Annotated in this window: 17 protein-coding genes; 6 read left to right on the top strand and 11 right to left on the bottom strand. The window is 65.7% G+C overall.

What is annotated here, in order from left to right; genetic code table 11:
* The first annotated feature begins 123 nt into the window (after nt 1-123).
* The 3 genes from ACXYMN_RS13920 to mutT all read left to right on the top strand — a co-directional run bounded on the left by ACXYMN_RS13920 (nt 124) and on the right by mutT (nt 3978).
* Nucleotides 124-2625 carry a GcvT family protein gene (locus ACXYMN_RS13920; RefSeq protein ID WP_459014318.1) on the top strand — a complete coding sequence of 834 codons (2502 nt, stop codon included), beginning with the start codon at nt 124-126 and terminating at the stop codon, nt 2623-2625.
* Between the two features lie 173 nt (nt 2626-2798).
* Complete coding sequence (locus tag ACXYMN_RS13915; protein WP_459014317.1) at nt 2799-3497, top strand: alpha/beta fold hydrolase; 699 nt, start codon at nt 2799-2801, stop codon at nt 3495-3497.
* Nucleotides 3498-3579: 82 nt separating this feature from the next.
* Nucleotides 3580-3978, top strand: a complete 399-nt coding sequence (gene mutT, locus ACXYMN_RS13910) for an 8-oxo-dGTP diphosphatase MutT (RefSeq protein ID WP_459014316.1) — start codon at nt 3580-3582, stop codon at nt 3976-3978.
* A gap of 174 nt (nt 3979-4152) precedes the next feature.
* On the opposite strand, the gene infB is transcribed toward mutT, so the two are convergent.
* The 6 genes from infB to ACXYMN_RS13880 form a co-directional block, all read right to left on the bottom strand.
* A complete protein-coding gene (gene infB, locus ACXYMN_RS13905) occupies nt 4153-6678 on the bottom strand; it encodes a translation initiation factor IF-2 (RefSeq protein ID WP_459014315.1) in 2526 nt (841 codons plus the stop codon).
* Nucleotides 6675-7322, bottom strand: coding sequence for an RNA-binding protein (locus ACXYMN_RS13900; protein WP_459014314.1), 648 nt, complete (start codon nt 7320-7322; stop codon nt 6675-6677). Before ACXYMN_RS13900 ends, infB begins: the two co-directional genes overlap by 4 nt.
* Before the next feature lie 7 nt (nt 7323-7329).
* A complete protein-coding gene (gene nusA / locus ACXYMN_RS13895) occupies nt 7330-8955 on the bottom strand; it encodes a transcription termination factor NusA (protein ID WP_459014313.1) in 1626 nt (541 codons plus the stop codon).
* A gap of 3 nt (nt 8956-8958) precedes the next feature.
* A complete protein-coding gene (gene rimP / locus ACXYMN_RS13890) occupies nt 8959-9531 on the bottom strand; it encodes a ribosome maturation factor RimP (RefSeq protein ID WP_459014312.1) in 573 nt (190 codons plus the stop codon).
* Nucleotides 9532-9763: 232 nt separating this feature from the next.
* Nucleotides 9764-10384 carry an enoyl-CoA hydratase/isomerase family protein gene (locus ACXYMN_RS13885; protein WP_459014311.1) on the bottom strand — a complete coding sequence of 207 codons (621 nt, stop codon included), beginning with the start codon at nt 10382-10384 and terminating at the stop codon, nt 9764-9766.
* Nucleotides 10381-11130: an SDR family oxidoreductase gene (locus tag ACXYMN_RS13880; RefSeq protein WP_459014310.1), complete on the bottom strand. Its 750-nt coding sequence runs from the start codon at nt 11128-11130 to the stop codon at nt 10381-10383. Before ACXYMN_RS13880 ends, ACXYMN_RS13885 begins: the two co-directional genes overlap by 4 nt.
* Before the next feature lie 136 nt (nt 11131-11266).
* Here ACXYMN_RS13880 and ACXYMN_RS13875 point away from each other — a divergent pair, with 136 nt between their 5' ends.
* Nucleotides 11267-12787, top strand: coding sequence for a DUF2125 domain-containing protein (locus ACXYMN_RS13875; RefSeq protein ID WP_459014309.1), 1521 nt, complete (start codon nt 11267-11269; stop codon nt 12785-12787).
* Between the two features lie 268 nt (nt 12788-13055).
* On the opposite strand, the gene ACXYMN_RS13870 is transcribed toward ACXYMN_RS13875, so the two are convergent.
* From ACXYMN_RS13870 to ACXYMN_RS13860, 3 genes are read right to left on the bottom strand one after another with little or no spacing between them, the layout of a single operon-like run.
* Nucleotides 13056-13523, bottom strand: a complete 468-nt coding sequence (locus ACXYMN_RS13870; protein ID WP_459014308.1) for a GNAT family N-acetyltransferase — start codon at nt 13521-13523, stop codon at nt 13056-13058.
* Nucleotides 13520-14323, bottom strand: coding sequence for an SDR family NAD(P)-dependent oxidoreductase (locus ACXYMN_RS13865; RefSeq protein WP_459014307.1), 804 nt, complete (start codon nt 14321-14323; stop codon nt 13520-13522). Before ACXYMN_RS13865 ends, ACXYMN_RS13870 begins: the two co-directional genes overlap by 4 nt.
* 59 nt (nt 14324-14382) lie before the next feature.
* A complete protein-coding gene (locus ACXYMN_RS13860; RefSeq protein WP_459014306.1) occupies nt 14383-15390 on the bottom strand; it encodes a DNA topoisomerase IB in 1008 nt (335 codons plus the stop codon).
* A gap of 108 nt (nt 15391-15498) precedes the next feature.
* Between ACXYMN_RS13860 and ACXYMN_RS13855 the strand changes: the two genes are divergently transcribed.
* Together ACXYMN_RS13855 and ACXYMN_RS13850 are read left to right on the top strand one after the other, a co-directional pair.
* The gene (locus ACXYMN_RS13855; RefSeq protein WP_459014305.1) at nt 15499-16983 is read left to right on the top strand and encodes an AMP nucleosidase; all 1485 of its coding nucleotides are present in this window, start codon (nt 15499-15501) and stop codon (nt 16981-16983) included.
* A 129-nt stretch (nt 16984-17112) separates the two neighbouring features.
* Nucleotides 17113-17400, top strand: coding sequence for an HU family DNA-binding protein (locus tag ACXYMN_RS13850; protein WP_459014304.1), 288 nt, complete (start codon nt 17113-17115; stop codon nt 17398-17400).
* Nucleotides 17401-17589: 189 nt separating this feature from the next.
* Here ACXYMN_RS13850 and ACXYMN_RS13845 read toward each other — a convergent pair whose 3' ends face one another.
* Both ACXYMN_RS13845 and ACXYMN_RS13840 read right to left on the bottom strand, forming a co-directional pair.
* The gene (locus ACXYMN_RS13845; protein WP_459014303.1) at nt 17590-18981 is read right to left on the bottom strand and encodes an aminotransferase family protein; all 1392 of its coding nucleotides are present in this window, start codon (nt 18979-18981) and stop codon (nt 17590-17592) included.
* Nucleotides 18982-19062: 81 nt separating this feature from the next.
* A complete protein-coding gene (locus tag ACXYMN_RS13840; RefSeq protein WP_459014302.1) occupies nt 19063-20442 on the bottom strand; it encodes a multicopper oxidase family protein in 1380 nt (459 codons plus the stop codon).
* Nucleotides 20443-20462: the final 20 nt, after the last annotated feature.

The following is a 20462-nucleotide window of genomic DNA, read 5'->3' as shown; positions in this document are numbered from 1 at the left end:
ACCGCGCTGGCGCGCCCCTGATCCCGTGTATGTCGCTTTCCTGCCGCGACGTGTCGGCAGGCATGAACAGCCCGCTGCCGTCCCGCGCTACGAGGGTGGAAACGGACAGGGAAGGTCGGCTTCATGAAAACGCATGTAAAAGCTCTCGTGGTCGGCGGCGGTGCGGTCGGCACCTCGATTGCCTATCACCTGGCGCGGCACGGCTGGGACGACGTGATGCTGCTGGAGCGCGACGAACTGACGAGCGGCAGCACCTGGCATGCGGCGGGCCTTTTGCCCTATTTCAACATGTCCTTCGCCACGACCCATATCCACGACTACTCGATCAAGTTCTACAAGAAGCTCGAGGACGAGACCGGCCTGAACGCGGGCTTTTCCGTCGTCGGCAACCTGCGCATGGCGCAGACGCAAGCGCGCATGGACGAATACATGGTCTATGCCACCACCGCCGAGACCTGCGGCGTGCCTTACGAATGGATGACCCCCGCCCAGATCAGGGATCGCTGGCCGCTGGTGCGCACCGAGGATCTGAAGGGCGCGATCTACCATCCGACGGACGGCTACATAAACCCCGCCGATGTCACCATGGCGATGGCCAAGGGCGCGCGGCAACGCGGTGTCACGATCGAGCGCAAGTGGCAGGTCGATGGCTATCACTGGACCGGCGATCACTGGGACGTCACCGTCACAAAGATGGTCGAGAAGGGCGGCAACCTCGTGCCCTCGGACGAGCAGACCGTGATCCATGCGGAACATGTGGTCACCGCCACCGGCAACCACGCGCAGCGCACGGCGCGTCTGCTGGGCATCAAGGTGCCCGCGATCCCGGTCGAGCATCAGTTCATCGTCACCGAACCCGACCCCAAGCTGGTCGAATATCGCAAGACCCATGGCGAGCATCCGGTGCTGCGCGATGCGGATGCCAAGTGGTACGTGCGCGAGGAACGCGGCGGCTGGATTCTTGGCCCCTATGAACGCAACGCGCCAGCGCGCTTCGCCTATGGCGTGCCCGACAGCTTCCGCGCCGACCTCTTCCCGCTCGATCTGGAGCGGATCGAAGAGGAATACATGTCGATGATCCACCGCATCCCGTCCTCGGAAGAGGTCGGCCTCAAGGACGATTTCAACGGGCCGATCTGCTACACGCCCGACGGCAACCCGCTGATCGGCCCGGCACCCGGCCTGCGCAACATGTGGCTCGCCGAGGGGTTCTCGTTCGGGATCACCGCCGCGGGCGGGGCCGGGCATTACCTCGCGCAGCTCATGGTCGCAGGCGAGGCCGAGATCGACATGGCGTCACTCGATCCCCGACGCTTCGGACGCTGGATCACCACCGATTATGCCGTGGCCAAGAACGAAGAGGCGTATGAGCACGTCTACATCCTGCACCACCCCGACGAGGAACGCCCCGCCGCGCGTCCCCTGCGCACCGGCCCGGCCTATGACCGGCAAAAGGCGCTGGGCGCGCAGTTCGGTTGCGTCAACGGCTGGGAGCGCCCGAATTATTACGGCCCGCTGGATGCCCCCGACAGTTTCGACCACGACGCCCGCAGCTTCCGTCGTGGCGGCTGGTGGCAACACGCGGTCGACGAGGCGCGCGCGATCCGCGAAGGCGTTGGCCTGATCGACGCCACCGCCTTTACCAAGCACACCCTGCGCGGACCGGGGGCCACCGCGTTTCTCGACTGGTTCACCTGCAACAGACTGCCGAAGGTCGGCCGGATCAACCTGACCTACGCGCTGACCGCTGCCGGGACCACGCGCACCGAATACACCATCGTGCGTCTGGCCGAGGATGAGTACTACCTGGTCAGCGCGGGCGCATGGCAGGCCTATGACAGCGACTTCATCGCCAAGGCGGTGAATGACAAGGTGCCCGAATTCGGACCGATGTATTTGTCGGACGTCACCAACCAATACGGTGTCTTCGCCATCGCCGGCCCGAAATCCCGAGAGGTCCTGAACCGCCTGGTGCGCGATGCCGATCCTGGCACGGTGCTGTCGAACAAGCGGTTTCCGTGGCTGTCCATGCGCCAAATCGAGCTGAAGATGTGCCCCACCATGGCGATCCGTGTCGCCTATACCGGCGAATTGGGCTGGGAATTGCACCACCCGATCGAGATGCAGAATTACCTGTGGGACCAGCTCATGACGGCGGGGGAACCCAGTGGCATGAAGCTGGTCGGCGCGCGCGCGCAGAACTGGCTGCGGCAGGAAAAGTCCTATCGCGCCTTCGGCAACGAGCTTGGCCGCGATGCCACCCCGCTCGAAGCCGATCTGCCGCGCTTTGTCGATCTGTCGAAGGACTTCCACGGCAAGGCCGAGATGGCGGCCCACGGTATCCGCTCGAAATGCGTGACGGTTCTGATCGACGGGCCCGACGATGCCGATCCCTGGGGGCGCGAGGCGCTGTATCTGGCGGATGGCACCCGCGTCGGGCGGCTGACCTCGGGCGGCTATTCGGTGGCGTTCGGCAAGTCCATCGGCATGGGCTACGTCAAACCCGACGTGGCAGTCGTCGGCCAGGCCTTGAAGGTCAAGATGTTCGACCGGCTTTGGGATGCGGTCATCACCGAGGACAGCCCCTACGATCCGTCAAACGCGACAATCCGGCAGGACGGCTAGGCCACAACACCGCGACGCGCATCCATGCATTCGGCCCGCGTCGGCCCTCTGGGGCGGGCGAGGTCGTGCCGGAGCTACGGCCGGGCCAGGTCCGGCGGAGGGTCAGGAATACGCGACTTGTGGCCGCAAATCGCACGTTCTACGCTCAGGTTTTTGATCGTGAGTGTATTGTTATGGTTTCGTTTTATCATGGCCTGGTCGGGGACCACCGCCACTTCGCGACGGCAAGATCGCAGCTGCCGGACGCGATCGGCACCGTTTCCGCGCCGGACATGCCGTTTCTCGACGTCGATTACCCCGAGATACTGGAGCGCTACGGCGCGCCGTCCCCAGTGGCTTCGGTCCGGGTCGGAAACTCTATCGGTTGCGGTGTGGCACTGCATGCGGCCGGTCCCCACGACCAGGTCATCCTGACCGCGCCGTCCTTCGACTTTTCGACCGGAATGGTGCCGCTGCGCAAGGCGCTGGTGGGTGCCTGGGTCACGGAATTATACGTGCGGCACGGGGAAATCCCGAACGAGGCCGAATTCCTCGATCATGCCAAGTCGCAAATGCTGCAATTGCTGGGAAGCAGGCGGCAAATCAAGCGGTTGCGCAGCTTCCGGGCGATTGCGCAATCGTTCTGGTCCGACCCGGCGCTGGCGCGGCACGAGGACCGGATCACCTTTGTGATCGGTGCCGCGGATTTCACGACGCCCCCGGATGCGTTCCGCGCCTATGTCTCGGCACATCTGCCAAAGGCGCGGGTCGAGGTATGGACGCAGTGCGGTCATGCCGTGCCGCTCGATGCGGCGGGGCGTCTGGCCACGCTGATCGGTCGGCGCTGGGGTGAGATGCAGCGCGATGTCGCGGTGAAGGCAATCTCGGTCTGACGGCCCGGGGCGGGGCGGGACTTGCGTCCGCCTGCCTGCTGTCGCATGACGCCGGGCATCATGCACGCCCGGAGCTTTGCCCATGAAAACCGTTCTCGTCTCTGCCGTGGCCCTGATCGACATCGATGGCCGGGTGCTTCTGGCGCAGCGGCCCGACGGCAAGTCGATGGCGGGGCTCTGGGAATTTCCGGGCGGCAAGGTCGAGGCGGGCGAGACACCCGAGGCGGCGTTGATCCGGGAACTGGCCGAGGAACTGGGCATCGACACCTGGTCGTCCTGCTTGGCACCGCTGACATTCGCATCGCACAGCTATGACGATTTTCATCTGCTGATGCCGCTTTTCGCCTGTCGGAAATGGGACGGCATTCCGCAGCCGCGCGAAGGACAAACGCTGAAATGGGTGCATGCGAAGGACCTGTCGCGCTACCCGATGCCGCCCGCCGACGTGCCGATCATCCCGATCCTGCGCGACTGGCTGTAAAAGCGCAGGTCCGACCGTTTGCTGTCCCGGTCTTGAACCGGGACCTCCCGACGCGCCGGCCCGTGAGGCCACGGATCAGCTCCGGGGCGGGCCGCCGCATCTGAACGCTTGGGCGGCAACGGAAAAGGGCGGCCACGAAGGACCGCCCCTGTTCATGTCGCGGAATGCTCCGGATCAGGTGAGCGAGCGCTCGACCTCTTCGCGGGTGAAGATCTCGATCACGTCGCCCTTGCGGATGTCGTCGTAATTCTCGAACGCCATGCCGCATTCCTGACCGGACTGCACTTCCGGCACTTCGTCCTTGAAGCGCTTGAGCGTTTTCAGCGTGCCTTCGTGGATCACCACGTCGTCGCGCAGAAGGCGCACACCGGCAGAGCGGCGCGCCACGCCTTCGGTCACCAGACAACCGGCAACCGTACCGACGCCCGAGACGCGGAAGGTGTCCTTGATCTCGGCGTAACCGATGAAGTTCTCGCGGATTTCGTTCGACAGCAGGCCCGAGGCCGCCGCCTTCACATCGTCCACGAGGTCGTAGATGACGCTGTAGTAGCGCAGCTCCACGCCCTTCTGGTTGGCCGCGTTCCGGGCCGAGGCATTGGCGCGGACGTTGAAGCCCAGGATCGGCGCGTTCGAGGCTTCCGCAAGGCCGACATCGGTTTCGGTGATGGCACCGACACCGTAATGCAGAACCCGCACGCGGACCTCGTCGTTGCCGACCTTTTCGAGCGCCTGGACGATGGCCTCGGCAGAACCCTGCACATCGGCCTTCATCAGCACCGGCAGTTCGGAGATGCTTTCGTTGTCCTTGGCCTGCTGCATCAGCGACTCGAGCGTCGTCGCCGCACCGGCCGCCGCGCGCTTGTCCTTCGAGACCTGCTGGCGATACTCGGCGATCTCACGGGCCTGCGCTTCGGTCTCGACGACGTTGAGAACGTCGCCTGCCTCGGGCGTGCCATTGAGACCCAGAACTTCGACCGGAACCGAGGGACCGGCTTCCTTCACGCGTTCGCCACGGTCGTTCTCCATGGCGCGGACCTTGCCCCACTGTTCGCCGACGACGAAGATATCGCCCTGGCGCAGGGTGCCGTTCTGCACCAGCACCGTCGCGACCGGGCCGCGACCCACATCGAGCTGCGCCTCGATCACCGCACCCATCGCGGCGCGATCGGGGTTGGCCTTCAGTTCGAGGATCTCGGATTGCAGCGCGATCGCCTCGAGCAGCTGGTCGATGCCCTGGCCGGTCACGGCCGAAACCTCGACGTCCTGCACATCGCCCGACATTTCTTCGACGATGACCTCGTGCTGCAGAAGATCGGTGCGGACCTTGGTGGGGTTCGCCTCGTGCTTGTCGATCTTGTTGATCGCCACGATCATCGGCACACCGGCGGCCTTGGCGTGATGGATCGCCTCGATGGTCTGCGGCATGACCGCATCATCGGCGGCGACGACCAGCACGACGATATCCGTCACCTGTGCCCCGCGCGAGCGCATGGACGTGAAGGCGGCGTGGCCCGGCGTGTCGAGGAAGGTCAGCAAGGAGCCGCTGTCTGTCGTGACCTGGTAGGCCCCGATATGCTGGGTGATGCCACCGGCCTCGCCCTGGGTGACCTTGGTCTTGCGGATCGCATCCAGCAGCGAGGTCTTGCCGTGGTCGACGTGACCCATGACCGTGACGATCGGCGCACGGTCTTGCAATTCCTCGGGGTCGTCCTCGGTCTGGAAGATGACCTGCTCCACGTCCGAATCCGAGACCCGGGTGACCTTGTGGCCGAACTCTTCGATGATCAGCTCGGCGGTGTCCTGGTCGATTGCCTGGTTCTGCGTCGCCATGATGCCGCTGTTCATCAGCGACTTGACGACGTCGGCCACGCGCTCTGCCATCCGGTTGGCCAGTTCGGCCACGGTGATCGATTCGGGCAGTTGCACGACGCGCACGACCTTTTCGCGGTTCACCGGTCCGCCCATCGCCTTCTGACGCGCACGCTCCTGCTTGCGCTTCATCGCGGCCATGGATTTCTGTCGGCCACCTTCGCCACCGGACAGGGCCTGGTTCAGCGTCAGCTTGCCGGAGCGGCGTCCGCCATCCTTCGACTTGGGCGCGCGGTTGCGGTCTTCGCCGCTGCGTTCCCGATCGGTCTTGCGCGCCTGCGTCGGCGCGGCCTTGCCGCCGCCGCGCGGACCGCCAGCGGCCTCGGCCCCCGGTTCGGCATCCACGGGGGCTGCCTTGGCGCGCAGTTCGGCCTCTTCGGACTCGCGCTTCTTGCGCTCCTCGTCCGCGGCCTTCTGGCGTGCCTTTTCCTCGGCTTCGCGCTGTTCGCGCTCTTTCTGTTCCTTTTCGGCGCGCATGCGGTCGCGCTCTTCGGCGCGGGCCTTTTCCTCGGCCTCGCGCTTGGCGGTCTCGCCCGCTTCGCGGGCCTTGGCGGCCTGCAGCGCCTTCAGTCGACGCTCCATCTCCGCGTCGGAAATACCTGCCGGGCGCTTGGCCGAGGCCTGGGCCGCAGCACGCTGCGCGGCACCTGCGCCGTCATCGACCCCGGCCCGCGCTGCGCCACCGGCACCGGCCTTGGGGACCACAACGCGCTTGCGCTTGGTCTCTACCACGACATTCTTGGTCCGCCCGTGGCTGAAGCTCTGCTTCACAGATCCCGACCGGGGACCGCCGCGTACACCCAAGGTCTTCTTGTCGTCGTTATCGCTCATGAAGCTCTCTTATCCTTTCCGGCGACCCCTGCCGCCGCATCGCGCACCATCGTATCAGCGCGCATGCCCTTAAGACGTTGGGCCTCCTCTACAACACGTTTCGTGAGACCGCCAGCGCCGAGCGCCGCGTGAATCACTTTATCGCGTCCGAAGGCCTGCCCCAATTCCGCCGCCCCGAGCCAGCCGATATAGCTGCCGAAATGGGGGGTGGAAAGTTTGGTTTTCCCGCGTTCCGAGCCATCCTCGGCCTGGATCAGAACCTCGGCTTCTTCCTTCTGAAGCCAGTCCTTCACCTTTTCATAGCCTGACACAGCGTTGCCTGACTTGCGTGCCAGGCTGATCAGATTGATCACGCGCTGTGTCAGCATCCGTTCGACCCGGTCCGAAAGTCCGTCGGGCAGGGTCACCTGTTGCTTCGCCGCGCGCGAGAAGAGCTTTTTTGCCACAGCCAGGTCCATCGCCGCGCGATCGGCGGCGACCCAGATGCCGCGCCCGGGCAGTTTGCCGGCGATGTCCGGCACGATTTCGCCGTCCGGACCGACCACGAAACGCACCAGGCCGGACACCGGCTGCGAATCGCCTGTGGCGATGCAGCGGCGTTCGGGGCCGTCGTCCCGGTCCTTGATGCGTCCCCCGCGCGACATCGTCAGGTTACACCTCTTCGGTCTCTTGCGAGCCCTCTTCGGCGTCGCCCGCGTCTTCTTCCTCCGCGTCAAGCTCGGTCGGATCGACCCAGCCCAGAAGGACCCGCGCGGTCATCACCATGTTCTGCGCTTCCTCGAGGCTGACATCGAAGGGTTCGAGCAGACCTTCGTCCTTGATCCGCTGACCATCCACCGTGGTCCAGCCGCCGGCCAGTTCCCAGTCGGCGCAGGTCGCGAAATCCTCGAGCGTCTTGACGTTGTCCTTCGCCAGCACCTCGAGCATCTGGGGTGTCAGGCCCTGGAATTCAACAAGGCTGTCCTCGACGCCAAGCGCGCGGGCGCGTTCCAGCGCTTCGGCGGCCTGCGCCTCGAGCACGTCGCGGGCCCGGGCCTGCAATTCCTGTGCCGTGTCCTCGTCGACGCCGTCGATCACCGTCAGTTCGTCGATCTCGACATAGGCCACCTCCTCGAGATTGGTGAAGCCTTCCGAAACCAGAAGCTGGGCGAAGAATTCGTCCACATCCAGATTGGCGACGAACAGCTGCGTGCGCTCTTCGAATTCCTTCTGGCGACGGGCGGATTCCTCTTCCTCGGTCATGATGTCGATATCGAGACCGGTGAGCTGCGACGCGAGGCGCACGTTCTGACCGCGACGGCCGATGGCGAGCGACAGTTGCTCGTCCGGGACCACCACCTCGATGCGCTCGGCGTCCTCGTCGAGAACCACCTTCGAGACCTCGGCGGGTTGCAGCGCGTTGACCAGGAAGGTCGGCATGTCCTCGTTCCAGGGAATGATGTCGATCTTCTCGCCCTGAAGCTCGTTCACAACGGCCTGCACGCGGCTGCCGCGCATGCCGACGCAGGCGCCGACCGGGTCGATCGAGCTGTCGTAGGAGACAACGCCGATCTTGGCGCGGCTGCCGGGATCGCGGGCCACGGCCTTGATCTCGATGATGCCGTCGTAGATTTCGGGCACTTCCATCTTGAACAATTCGGCCATGAACTCAGGCGCGGTGCGCGACAGGAAGATCTGCGGACCGCGCACTTCGCGACGCACATCCTTGATGTAGCAGCGGATGCGGTCGTTCGGGCGGTAGCTTTCGCGGCCGATCTTCTCGTTGCGGCGCAGGATGCCTTCGCCCCGGCCCACGTCGACGATGACGTTGCCGTATTCCTCGCGCTTGACTACACCGTTGATGATGGTGCCAGCGCGGTCCTTGAATTCCTCGTACTGGCGGTCCCGCTCGGCTTCGCGAACCTTCTGCAGGATCACCTGCTTGGCCGATTGGGCGGCGATGCGGCCCAGCTCGACGGGGGGCACTTCCTCTTCGAAGGTGTCGCCGATCTTGGGGTCGGCCATGTATTGCTTCGCCTGCTCGACGGTGAACTCGGCCTGGTAATTCTCGAGCTCGTCATCGGCGACGACGGTGCGCACGCGGGTAAAGGTCGCCCGACCGGTGCGGCGGTCGATCTTCACGCGGATGTCCATCTCGGCGCCATAGCGGGACTTGGCGGCCCGCGCGAGGCTTTCCTCCATCGCTTCCACGACAAGGCCGGGGTCGATCATCTTCTCCCGCGCGACCGCCTCCGCGGTCTGCAAAAGCTCCAGCTGGTTGGCTGATGTGATGGCCATCTGTTATTGCTCCTCGGTTTGGCCGTCATCGGCCTCGATTTGGTCGAAATTCGTGTCAACGGGCCCCTGCGCCTTGCGCGCCTTGAGCATCTCGCGGATGAGCTCGTCGGTCAGCACCAGCTTGGCATCCGCCAGCCAGTCGAACCGAAGGCCGATGGTGCCCGCATCGACATTGATCAGCACCTCGCCGTCCTCGACACCGGCCAGCACGCCCTTGAAGCGTTTCTGCCCGCCGACGAGGTCATGCGTCTCGATCTTGGCCTCGTATCCCTCGAAGGTCTCGAAATCCTTGAGCCGGGTGAGGGGGCGGTCGATGCCGGGCGACGACACCTCGAGCGTGTAGGCATCGAGAATCGGGTCCTCGACATCGAAGGTGGCGGACAGCGCGGTCGAGATCTCGGCGCAGGCGTCGACGTCGATGCCGCCCTCGGGACGCTCGGCCATGATCTGCAGCAAGGGCGTATTGCCGCTTTGCAGGCGCACGCGCACCAGCTCATAGCCCATGTCCTCGATCACCGGCGTGGCGATTTCGGCAATGCGCTTGTCCATGGCGGTCTTGGCGATCAGGTCGGTCATGGTGTCCTGTCGGTCGGGTTGCTTGAAACACAAAAAAACGGGCGCGCGGCCCGTCCCGATGATCCGGTGGTGCGTTGGGTTTGGACCCCACCGCGCCGCTGTTGAGAGCGATATACGGATCGCAACCCGAGTCTGCAAGGGTAAAGGTTGGCAGATGCCTGCCCGGCCTGACGTCAAGGGGGCCGCATCGCACCGGCGACAGGCCATTCGCGGGCCGTTGTCCCCGGCGGCCCTAGGCCAGCGGGCGCGCGCACAGCGCCTTGATCGCCGCCACATGGTCCGGCGCTGCGGCCAGCGGGGCCTCGGCCAGCGCGCGGGCCTTGTCCATCAGCGCGTCCGGTGCCACCAGATGATCCACAAGACCCCAGCGCTCGGCCTCGTTGGTGCTGATCCGTTCGCCTGCCATCAAGATGCGTTTCGCCCGTGACGCCCCGGCGATGGCCCGCAGGCGCGCGGGATCGGAAGGCTGCGGCAGGAAGCCCAGCCTCATCACCGGGTAAAAGATCCTGGCCCCCGGCACCGCGATGCGCAGATCGCAGGCGATGACCATGCCCAGCGCACCCCCGGCCGCCGAGCCATTCAGCGCCGCGATGGTCAGCGCGGGCAGGGCGGCAATCGCGCCGGACAGACGTTCCCACAGGGGCGAAACCGCCAGTCCGGCCTTCGCGGCGTCCAGATCGGCGCCTGCCGAAAACACCTTTCCGACCCCGGTCAGGATCAGGCAGCGCGCGTCGCCCGCATCCTCGACCGCCTCGCATAGCGCGCCCAGCATCTCGGCGGTCAGTGCGTTGGCCTTGTCCGCCCGGTCAAGGGTGACGATCCGAAGCGCGCCTTCGTCCTGGACGCGGATCATGCCACACCCACGGCCTGCCGGATATCCGGATCGCGCAGCGACACCTCGGCGCCGAGATATGCATCGGCATCGGGACCGCACATCCACAGCAGCGTCTCGGCGACCCATTCGGGCGGAATGTGGTCGGACCAGTCAAGCTGGCTGATCGGATTGATCCCCGAGGCCTTGATCTCGCGCTGCATCTCGGTCGCCACCGTGCCGGGCGACAGCGACAGCGCTCGGATACCGGCGTCGCGGTTTTCCTTGTCCGCCATGCGGGTCAGCATCAGCGCCCCCGCCTTTGAGGCGCAATAGGCCGACCACGCCTCGACCGGGTTGTGGGCCGCGCCGGATCCAATCGTCAGGATCGTGCCCCGGCCCTGTCCCTGCATCACCGGCAACGCCGCGCGCATGCCGTGAAAGACGCCCTTGAGGTTGACGTCGATGACGCTGCCCCAGGCGGCGGGGTCCACATCGGCAAGATGCGCGATCGGTTCGATCACGCCGGCGTTGTTCACCATCACGTCAAGTTGCCCGAAGGTCCGCACGGTCTTTGCGACCGCTTCCTCCAGTTCCCAGAAGCGTGAAATGTCGCAGGGGATGGCGATGGCGGCGTCGCCGATCTCGCCCGCGATTTCCGCGATCCGGTCGGCGGTGCGGGCCAGCAACGCGACCTGCGCCCCGGCCTTGGCGAACCGCCGCGCGGCGGCCTCGCCGATGCCGCGGCTGGCACCGGTGATAAGGACGGTCTTGCCGGTCATATCCATGAGCGAGCTCCCTTGAATTGTCTGCGTCTTTGGGTAGCGGTGCAGGTCCGGACGGTCCACCCCCCTTGACCGTCGGTCCGACTGGGAGGAAGCTGTGCGTCAGATTGATTTTGTCATTTTGCGGGAAGGAAACTCCATGACGCGCCGCATTCGCGCCCTGTTGGGCGGCACTGCCTCACTGCTGATCGTCGGGACCCAGCCGGTTCTGGCCGATGTCACCCCCGAGCAGGTCTGGGAGGGATTTCGGACCTATCTCGAAACATCGGGCTATACTGTCAGCGCCGATCGCAACGACGCGGGTGGCAATGTCGTTGTCGCGGGGCTGACCGCCACGATGGCGATGCCGGAAGAGAACGGCGCGCTGGTCTTCGAGGCCTCCGAGGTGGTGTTCGAGGATCAGGGGGATGGCACCGTTCTGATCCTTTTCCCCGAAAGCATGCCGATCACCATCACCACCGACACCGACGACGAACCCGAGACGGTCGTGTCTCTCGATTATTCCCATTCCGGCCTTGCGATCGTCGCCTCGGGCACCGAAGCCAAGACCAGATACGACCTGTCGGCGGACCGGCTGGGAATAGACCTGGCCGGGATCACGGTGGACGGCACGCCGCTGCCCGAAGAGATGGGCAACGGGTCATTCGCCATGGCGGGCATGTCCGGGTCGATGTCGCTGGACTACGGCGATCTGTTGCAGGTCACCCAGGCCATGGAGATCGCCGAACTGAGCTACGGCGTCTCGTTCACCGATCCCGAAACCGGCGACACCGGCAACCTGTCCGGGGCATTGACCGAGGTGGCGATGGAAGGCTCGGGCGACATTCCCGAAATCAAGCCCGACCTGACCGGGGAAGCCCTGATCAAGGCAGGACTGAAGGCGCGCGCCACATTCAGCTATGCCACCGGCCAGTCGCAATTCAGCGGCACGTCGGACGGAGACGCCGCCGAGGGCCAAAGCTCGTCCAGTGGCGGGTCCTTCGCATTTGCGCTGTCCGAGGATGGCATGCAGTACGATGTCGGCACCGAGAACCTGCAGATGTCGGCGACGGTTCCGGACCTGCCATTCCCGGTATCCGCCTCGGCCGACCGTATCCAGCTGGCCTTCAGTGTTCCGGTCATGGCCTCGGACGACCCGCAGGACTTCAAGCTGCTGTTGCAGCTGGCCGGTCTTGAAATGGCCGATGTGATCTGGTCGATGCTCGATCCACAAGAGATCCTGCCGCGCGATCCGGCGACGCTGATCGTCGATGTCACCGGGCAGGTCACCACCTTCCTGTCGATCCTCGACCCCGAAGCGATGGAGGCCGCCGATGGCGCGCCGGGCGAGGTCAATTCCGTCACCATCAACGCGCTGCAGCTGATGGCAGCGGGGGCCGAGATGAAGGGCGAGGGCGCGTTTACCTTCAACAATGACGATCTCGAAACCTTCGACGGCATGCCCGCGCCGACCGGCGAGGCGACCCTGTCGCTCGAGGGCGGCAACGCGCTGATCGACAAGCTGATCGAGATGGGGATCATGTCCGAAGAGGACGCGATGGGCGCCCGGATGATGATCTCGATGTTCTCGGTACCGGGCGGTGGTGCAGACAGGCTGACATCGACCGTGACGATCACCGAAGAGGGCCAGATCCTGGCCAACGGCCAGCGCATCCGCTGATGCGCCAAGTGCCCCGAGCCCCCGGATCACGTCCGGGGGCCGGTGGCCGGGAACAGGGCGCACCCAGTCGTCGCGCATGTTCGGCTGGTGTTCCGCCGCCACGTCTGCCCCTTGTCGCAAGCGGTCCCTCGCGCCTTGCTGCGGATACCGGGTCAACGGCACGGACCCCGGACCTGATCCGGGGGCTCGTCTGCCGTCACCGCACCACCAGAACGCACCCGAGGGCGCGCGGGCAGCGCCGGACCGGATGCGCCCGCCGCCGCTTCCGTTACAGCGTCCGCTCGAAGAACGCGTCCGGATAGGGGTCGTCGTTGAAGCGCCCGATCTCGGTCCAGCCCAGCGCCCGGTACATCGCCACCGCTTCGTGCAGCGCGTTGTTGGTATCGAGCCGCAGCACCCCCATGCCGAGCGTCCGCGCCTCGTCCTCGAGCGTCGCCATCAACCGTCGCGCAAGGCCCAGACCCCGCGCCTCGGGCGACACCCAGAGCCGCTTGACCTCGCCCCAGTCGCCATGTCCCTTGAGGCCGACACAGCCCATCGCCCGACCGTCGACATCTGCCAGCAGGAAGGTGCCCTTGGGCGGCGTCATGCTGGCGGCTTCGGGATCGGCGGACCGGGTCACGTCAAAGCCGTGATCGAAGCGGCGGTTCAACTCGGCATAGTAGGACTGGAGGCAAGCCACAGCCTCGGCGTCGCGCGGATCGCACGCCCGGATGACAACGGCAGCGTCGGTCACGGGCGCAACGCGGGCAAGCCCACGCCCGCCGTGTCGAACCCGCCGTCGACGGCCAGGACCTGTCCGGTGATGTAGGACGCGGACGGCGATGCGAGGAAGACGATGGCCTCGGCAATCTCGCGCTCGTTGCCATAGCGATTGAGCGGGATCGCGTCGTGATAGGCGTCGATGATGTCCTGGCTGTGTACGGCCATGGCCAGCTTGGTGCGCACCGGGCCGGGGCAGACGCAATTGGCCCGGATGCCGAACTCGCCCAGCTCGACGGCCTGTTGCTTGCTCAGATGGATGATCGCGGCTTTCGAGGTGCCATAGGCCACCCGCAGCGTCGACGCCCGCAACCCCGAGATCGAGCCGATGTTCACGATCGCGCCGCGCGCCGCCTTCAGCGCCGGAACCAGCGCCTGCGAACACAGGAACGCACCGTCGAGATTGGTCGCCATCACCTTGCGCCAGGTGTGGAAGTCGGTGGCTCCGATGGGGCCGAAATCGGCAATACCGGCATTGTTGACAAGCGCGTCGATGCGGCCCGTGAAACCGGTGGCGGCATTGGTCATGTGGTGCACATCGCCGATATCCGAGATGTCGGCCTCGACCGCGAGGACCCCCGACAGCGTCGATGCCGCGCGGGTCAGTTCCGGGCCGTCGCGATCGACCATGACCACTTTCCAGCCCTTTTCCAGGAACAGCTGGGTGGTGGCCAGCCCGATACCGCGGGCCGCCCCGGTCACAACTGCCGTGGGGGTCTCGGTGGATGTGTGTGTGGCTGTGTGGATGGCTGTGTCGGGCGGGGTGTCTGTCATCGGGCCTCCGGGCGGCGCGCGCCTGCGTCTTGCGTTTCTCGCGCAACGGTCGCACGGAGCTAGGGCGAAGGAAACCCGTCCGCCTCCGACAGCAGCGCCAGAAGCCCGGCCTCGGCCTGCCGCAAACCGCGTGTTTCGGACGCGCGGTCCATCCAGACGCGGCGCGCGGGCAATTCGGCGTCCGCCAGCGCGATCACGCGGGGATGCACATAGCTCGTCCGGCAGATCGCAGGGGTATTGTGTAGCCGCTCAGCGGCGGCCTCGGTCATGGCCTTGATGGTCGGCGGATCCTCGGCCATCGCCGTTTCGAACGCCGCAACCGTGCCGTTCCAGGTGCGAAAGGTCTTGGCGGTGATCGCGTCGGACCCGGTCAGGTCGGCCAGCGTCGCGTTGACCTCGCTGGCATTGACCGCGCGGGTCCTGCCATCCGCGTCCTGCCAAGACACGAGCGTCGGGCCGCCCAGATCGTCAAGCCGTTCGAGCACGCGGTTGAGGGTTTGGTCGCGCAGGCGTTTCCGAACCCGTTCGCCACCCTTGGCACGATAATCGAGCCGCACCTCGGTGCCGTCCAGGTCGAGGTGTCGGGACTTCAGCGTGGTTGCCCCGAAGGTGCGGTTCCGCCGGGTGTAGTCGGCATTGCCGACGCGCAGATTGGCCCGGTCGAGCAGCGCCAGGATCGCGGCGATGGCAAAGGCATGATCGCCCGCATCGCCCTCGCGCAGATCGCGTCGGATGCGGGCGCGCAGCCCCGGCAACGCCGCGCCGAATGTCGCCAGGTGCCCGAATTTCCGGCGCGCGCGATAGGCGGTCCAGTCGGCGTGGTAGCGGTATTGCTTGCGCTTCTTGTCATCGCGCCCGGTGGCCTGAAGATGCCCGCTGGGATCGGGGCACATCCAGACGTCCCGGTAGGCGGGCGGCACCGCGATCGCGTCGAGGCGTCGGCGCTCGGTCGCGGCGTCGATCCGGGTGCCGTCGGGGGCAAGATAGCTCCAGCCGCGGCCCTGCTTGCGGCGTGTGATCCCCGGTCGGCTGTCGGGGTAGTATGTGAGTTCGGGCGTGACCTGCATGAGCGGAAAACGCCCCCATCCGCCGCCGGGTTCCCGCGACGCGACGGCGTTCCTTGAACCTGCCCCTGCTTGGTGTCACGGTGCGGCCAACACGAAAGCGAGACCAGAATGCAGGATTTCATTGCGGGCGTGGAGCTTGTGACGCCGGACGCGCCCGAGCCCGCCCTTTTTACCGTGCCGAAGGAAGCCGTCGATCGCCTGTGCGATCTGTACGAGCAGGCCACCGAGTTTCTGTGCGACCGGTTCCAGGCAGCCATCGAGACCGGCCACCCCGGGGTGCGCTTCCGGGCCTATTACCCGGAAGTGCGGATCGCCACGACGAGCTTTGCCAAGGTCGACAGCCGGCTGGCCTTCGGCCATGTCTCCGCGCCCGGCGTGCATGCCACGTCGATCACCCGGCCCGACCTGTTCCGCGCCTATCTCGAACAGCAGATCGGACTTCTGATCGAGAACCATGGCGTGCCGGTGCAGATCGGCCTGTCCGCAACGCCGATGCCGGTCCATTTCGCGGTGTCCAATCGTGAAGGCGTGACCGTCCCGCAAGAGGGTGCGGCGGACTTCATCCTGCGCGATGTCTTCGACGTGCCGGACCTGACGACCACGGATGACGACATCGTCAACGGCACCGCCCGCCCCGCGCCCGACGGTGCCGAGCCGCTGGCCCCCTTCACCGCGCAGCGGGTGGATTACTCGCTGGCACGGCTGGCGCATTACACCGCGACCGATCCGGGACATTTCCAGAACCATGTTCTGTTCACCAACTACCAGTTCTACGTGACCGAGTTCGAAGCCTATGCCCGCGCCGCGCTGGCCGATCCCGACAGCGGCTATACCAGCTTCGTATCGACCGGCGATGCCGAGATTACCGACCCCGATGGCGCGCTGCCAGTCAGCCCGAAGATGCCGCAGATGCCGACCTATCACCTCAAGCGGGCGAACGGTTCGGGCATCACGCTGGTCAATATCGGCGTCGGCCCGTCCAACGCAAAGACCGCGACCGATCATATCGCGGTGCTGCGTCCGCATGCCTGGATCATGGTCGGGCATTGCGCCGGTCTGCGCAATTCGCAATCGCTGGGCGATTTCGTGCTGGCCCATGCCTACCTGCGCGAGGATCGCGTGCTTGACGACGATCTGCCGGTCTGGGTGCCGATCCCGGCGCTGGCCGAGATCCAGACCTCGCTCGAAGAGGCGGTGGCGGTCGAGACCGAACTCAAGGGCTACGACCTCAAGCGGATCATGCGGACCGGCACCGTTGCCAGCGTCGATAACCGCAACTGGGAATTGCGCGAAACCCACGGTCCGGTGCAGCGCCTGTCGCAATCGCGCGCTATCGCGCTGGACATGGAAAGCGCCACCATCGCCGCGAACGGCTTTCGGTTCCGGGTGCCCTATGGGACGCTTTTGTGCGTGTCGGACAAGCCGCTGCATGGCGAATTGAAGCTGCCGGGCATGGCGTCGGACTTCTACAAGACCCAGGTCACCCGGCATTTGCGCATCGGAATCCGCGCCATGGAGGTGCTGCGTGAAATGCCGATCGCCCGCATCCACAGCCGGAAGTTGCGCAGTTTTGACGAAACGGCCTTCCTTTAAAGGCCCGATACACGTAAAAAGTGCTGGTTTTGAGTGTTTGCCTAACCGCTAATCGTTGTGTTTCGACGCAATATAAGGTTCAAATAGCCGATAACGCCCCAACAAGGGGGGAGGCTGAAGGAGAATACCATGTCAAAGCCGATGACAAAGACCCAGCTTGTCGCCGCTCTTGCAGAAGAGATGGACAGCGACAAGAAAGCTGCCGGTGCCGCGCTGGATGCGATCACCAACATCATCACCCGCGAAGTGGGTGGCGGCGGTGCCGTGACGATCCCTGGCATCGGCAAGATCTACTGCCGCGAGCGCCCCGAGCGCATGGTGCGCAACCCCGCCACCGGTGAGCAGTTCAAGAAAGAAGCCGACAAGCAGGTCAAGATGACCATCGCCAAGGCTCTGAAAGACAGCGTGAACGGCTGATCCGCCGCCGCGTTAACGACAAGACCGCGTCCATCGGGCGCGGTTTTTTTGTGTTCGGCGACCAGCTTCTGTCGGGGCGGAGCATCCCGCACCGGGCAGGCCACCCGCCTGACCCGTCACATGGGATCGTGGCATCGGGTCAGCGGCCCCGGATCCTGTCCGGGGCAGGGTGCGCGACGCCCCCCGAGGTTACCCGAAGACCCGACCCAACGCGTTGTCCACGCCTGCGATGATCTCGTCGATATCGTCCTTCGTGGCGATCAGCGCGGGCGAAAAGCACAAGGTGTTGTTCTTTCCCGGCACCGACCGGTTGGTCGCCCCGATGATCAGGCCCTGCGCCATGCAATCGCCGACCACGGCCTTGACGCGCGCTTCTTCCACCGGCTCTTTCGAGTCGCGGTCGGTGACAAGTTCGGCCCCGAGGAACAGGCCCTTGCCGCGCACGTCGCCGATGACCCGGTGCTTGTCCTTCAGCGCGCCCAGCTGGTCCAGCATGTAGGCCCCCATCCGGGTGGTGTTGCCCAGCAGGTCCTCGTCCTCGATGATGCGCATGTTTTCCATCGCCGCCGCCGGACCCGCCGTGCAGCCCCCGAAGGTCGAGATGTCGCGGAAATAGTCCATCGGATCGGCGGCGTCGGTCTTGAACATGTCGAACACCGCCTCCGTGGTCACGAGGCAGGCAATCGCCGCATAGCCCGAGGCCACGCCCTTGGCCATCGTCACCATGTCCGGCGCGACGCCGTATTGCTGGTAGCCGAACCAGTCGCCGGTACGCCCGACGCCGCAGACGACCTCGTCGATATGCAGCAGGACGTCGTATTTGCGGCAGATCTCCTGCACCCGGGGCCAGTAGCCCTCGGGGGGCAGGATGACGCCGCCGCCCGCGGTGACCGGCTCAAGGCAGAGTCCGCCCACCGTGTCGGGACCTTCGGCAAGGATGACTTTCTCGATCTGGTCGGCGGCCCATTCGCCGTAATTCTCGACCGGCGCGCCGTCCTGTTCGTGGCGGCGGTATTCAAGGCAATGCGGCACCCGCACGAAGCCCGGCGCGAAGGGGCCGTATTCCGCGTTGCGTTCGTCCTGACCGCCCGCCGACAGACAGCCGATGGTGGTGCCGTGGTAGTCGCGGTCGCGGTAGAGGATCTTGTGCTTCTTGCCGCCATAGCGCTTGTGCGCGATCTGGCGGATCATCTTGAACGCCTTCTCGTTCGCCTCGGACCCGGAATTGCAGTAATAGACGCGGCTCATGCCGGGCATCTTGCCGATCAGCTTTTCCGCGAACAGCGCGCCGGGCACCGTGCCCGCGGCCCCCGCGAAATAGTTCATCTTGCACAGCTGGTCATAGACCGCGCGGGCGATCTCTTCGCGGCCATAGCCGACATTGACGGTCCAGACCGCGCCGGACACCGCATCGAGGTGTTCCTTGCCGTTCTGGTTCCAGACCCGCATCCCCTTGCCCTCGATCAGGATATTCGGGTCCGAGGTTTCCCATGGCTTGTGCTGGCTCAGGTGATGCCAGACATGCGCCTTGTCGGCAGTGACGATGTGCGACAGATCGTTGGCGGTAAGCGTGCCGTCCATGGTGGACCTCCGGGTCAGGCGGGAATTTTGATCATTTGATCAAGCCTTGTCCGAAAGGGCCGAGTCGCGCAAGTCCGGGCCTTATGCAGTGACGCGGATGAAGCTGCCCATGCCGCCCGCGTGATGGCCGAGCATATGGCAATGAAACAGCCAGTCGCCGGGATTGTGCGCGGCAAACGCCACCTCGCGCACCTCGTCCGGACCCAGCAGGATGGTGTCGCGCAAGGGGCCGAGACCGCCATCCGCCAGCACCTCGGCGAAATGCATCCCGTGCAGATGCATGGCATGTGGGAAGGCGCTGTCATTGACCATGCCGAGCCGCACGCTTTCGCCCCGCGTCACCTGCAGCAGGGGCGTCGCATCGCGGCCCGCCTGCCCGTTGATCGCCCAAACCATGCCCTGCTGCGCCAGATCGCGGCCCGACAGCATCTTGCCGTCAAGGCGCGCCTCGGGCAGGCCCCGCATAGCACCGCCCTGCAAAAGGATGCGCTGCGGCACCGCACCGGCGAGATCGATGGGGAAGTCGGGATTGGGCGGCAGCGGGGCGGGGGGGCCGCGCCGGGCGCGTGTCCCGGGTCCGACCTCGAAGGTCGCCTGCGCATAGCCGCCGCTGCGGTCGAAATGCAGCAAAAAAGCCTCGTCCGGGTCGGTGACATCGACGATCAGATCGACGCGCTGGGCCGGGGCGAGGGTCAGCAGATCGCTTACCGTCGGCGGTTCGGCCAGCGGCATGCCATCAAGCGCCACGATCCAGCCCTCGAGCCCTTGTAGCCCCAGCGTGAAGATCCGGGCATTGGCGGCGTTGATGATCCGCAGCCGCAACCGGTCGTGCCGACGCACGCCGTAACGCGCCTCGGGGGCGCCATTGGTCAGCACCACATTGCCGATCCGCCCGGCATGGGCGCGGTCGTGCAGGTTGTCGAAATCCGGGGTGATCTGCGCGTCGCGCCCCAGCCGGATGTCGTCGATCACCAGCGTCAGATCCCGGTCGATATCGGGGGTGTCCGGCTCATCCACGATCAACGCGCCATAGAGGCCACGCTCGACCTGTTCGACGCTTTGCGCATGGCTGTGATACCAATGCGTCCCGGCATCCGGCAGGGCGAAGTCGTAGTCGAACCCGGCGCCCGGCGCGATCGGGTCCTGCGTCAGCCCCGGCACCCCGTCCATGGCGTTCTCGATCCGGATGCCATGCCAATGCACCGAGGTCGGTTGCGCGAGACCATTGGTCACCCGCCATTGAAAGCGGTCGCCCTGTCGATAGCGCAATTCCGGCCCCGGAAAGGCGGCGTTGAAGGTCCAGAGGTCGGTGGCGGCCATGCCCTCGGGCGCGATCTGGTGGGTGCCGGGCGCAACCGCCAGTTCCGGCAGGGATGCGCCGAGCCGCGCGGGCAGGCCGCCCAGAGCAGCGGTCGCGGTCGTGGCGGCGATGCCCCGAAGCAGGGCGCGGCGTGTCGGCATGTCAGGTCCTCCATTCGGGT

The sequence above is a fragment of the Roseivivax sp. CAU 1753 genome (assembly GCF_054482575.1).
Note: the sequence above shows the minus strand (reverse complement) of the source record. Positions and strands in the feature narration are given on the sequence as shown.

Coding starts and splice junctions, on each gene's coding strand:
- ACXYMN_RS13865 (WP_459014307.1), bottom strand. CDS start 14,323: ATGACAGACACCCCGCCCGACACAGCCATCCACACAGCCACACACACA.
- ACXYMN_RS13850 (WP_459014304.1), top strand. CDS start 17,113: ATGTCAAAGCCGATGACAAAGACCCAGCTTGTCGCCGCTCTTGCAGAA.
- ACXYMN_RS13860 (WP_459014306.1), bottom strand. CDS start 15,390: ATGCAGGTCACGCCCGAACTCACATACTACCCCGACAGCCGACCGGGG.
- ACXYMN_RS13880 (WP_459014310.1), bottom strand. CDS start 11,130: ATGGATATGACCGGCAAGACCGTCCTTATCACCGGTGCCAGCCGCGGC.
- rimP (WP_459014312.1), bottom strand. CDS start 9,531: ATGACCGACCTGATCGCCAAGACCGCCATGGACAAGCGCATTGCCGAA.
- mutT (WP_459014316.1), top strand. CDS start 3,580: ATGAAAACCGTTCTCGTCTCTGCCGTGGCCCTGATCGACATCGATGGC.
- nusA (WP_459014313.1), bottom strand. CDS start 8,955: ATGGCCATCACATCAGCCAACCAGCTGGAGCTTTTGCAGACCGCGGAG.
- ACXYMN_RS13885 (WP_459014311.1), bottom strand. CDS start 10,384: ATGATCCGCGTCCAGGACGAAGGCGCGCTTCGGATCGTCACCCTTGAC.
- ACXYMN_RS13855 (WP_459014305.1), top strand. CDS start 15,499: ATGCAGGATTTCATTGCGGGCGTGGAGCTTGTGACGCCGGACGCGCCC.
- infB (WP_459014315.1), bottom strand. CDS start 6,678: ATGAGCGATAACGACGACAAGAAGACCTTGGGTGTACGCGGCGGTCCC.
- ACXYMN_RS13875 (WP_459014309.1), top strand. CDS start 11,267: ATGACGCGCCGCATTCGCGCCCTGTTGGGCGGCACTGCCTCACTGCTG.
- ACXYMN_RS13900 (WP_459014314.1), bottom strand. CDS start 7,322: ATGTCGCGCGGGGGACGCATCAAGGACCGGGACGACGGCCCCGAACGC.
- ACXYMN_RS13920 (WP_459014318.1), top strand. CDS start 124: ATGAAAACGCATGTAAAAGCTCTCGTGGTCGGCGGCGGTGCGGTCGGC.
- ACXYMN_RS13845 (WP_459014303.1), bottom strand. CDS start 18,981: ATGGACGGCACGCTTACCGCCAACGATCTGTCGCACATCGTCACTGCC.
- ACXYMN_RS13840 (WP_459014302.1), bottom strand. CDS start 20,442: ATGCCGACACGCCGCGCCCTGCTTCGGGGCATCGCCGCCACGACCGCG.
- ACXYMN_RS13915 (WP_459014317.1), top strand. CDS start 2,799: ATGGTTTCGTTTTATCATGGCCTGGTCGGGGACCACCGCCACTTCGCG.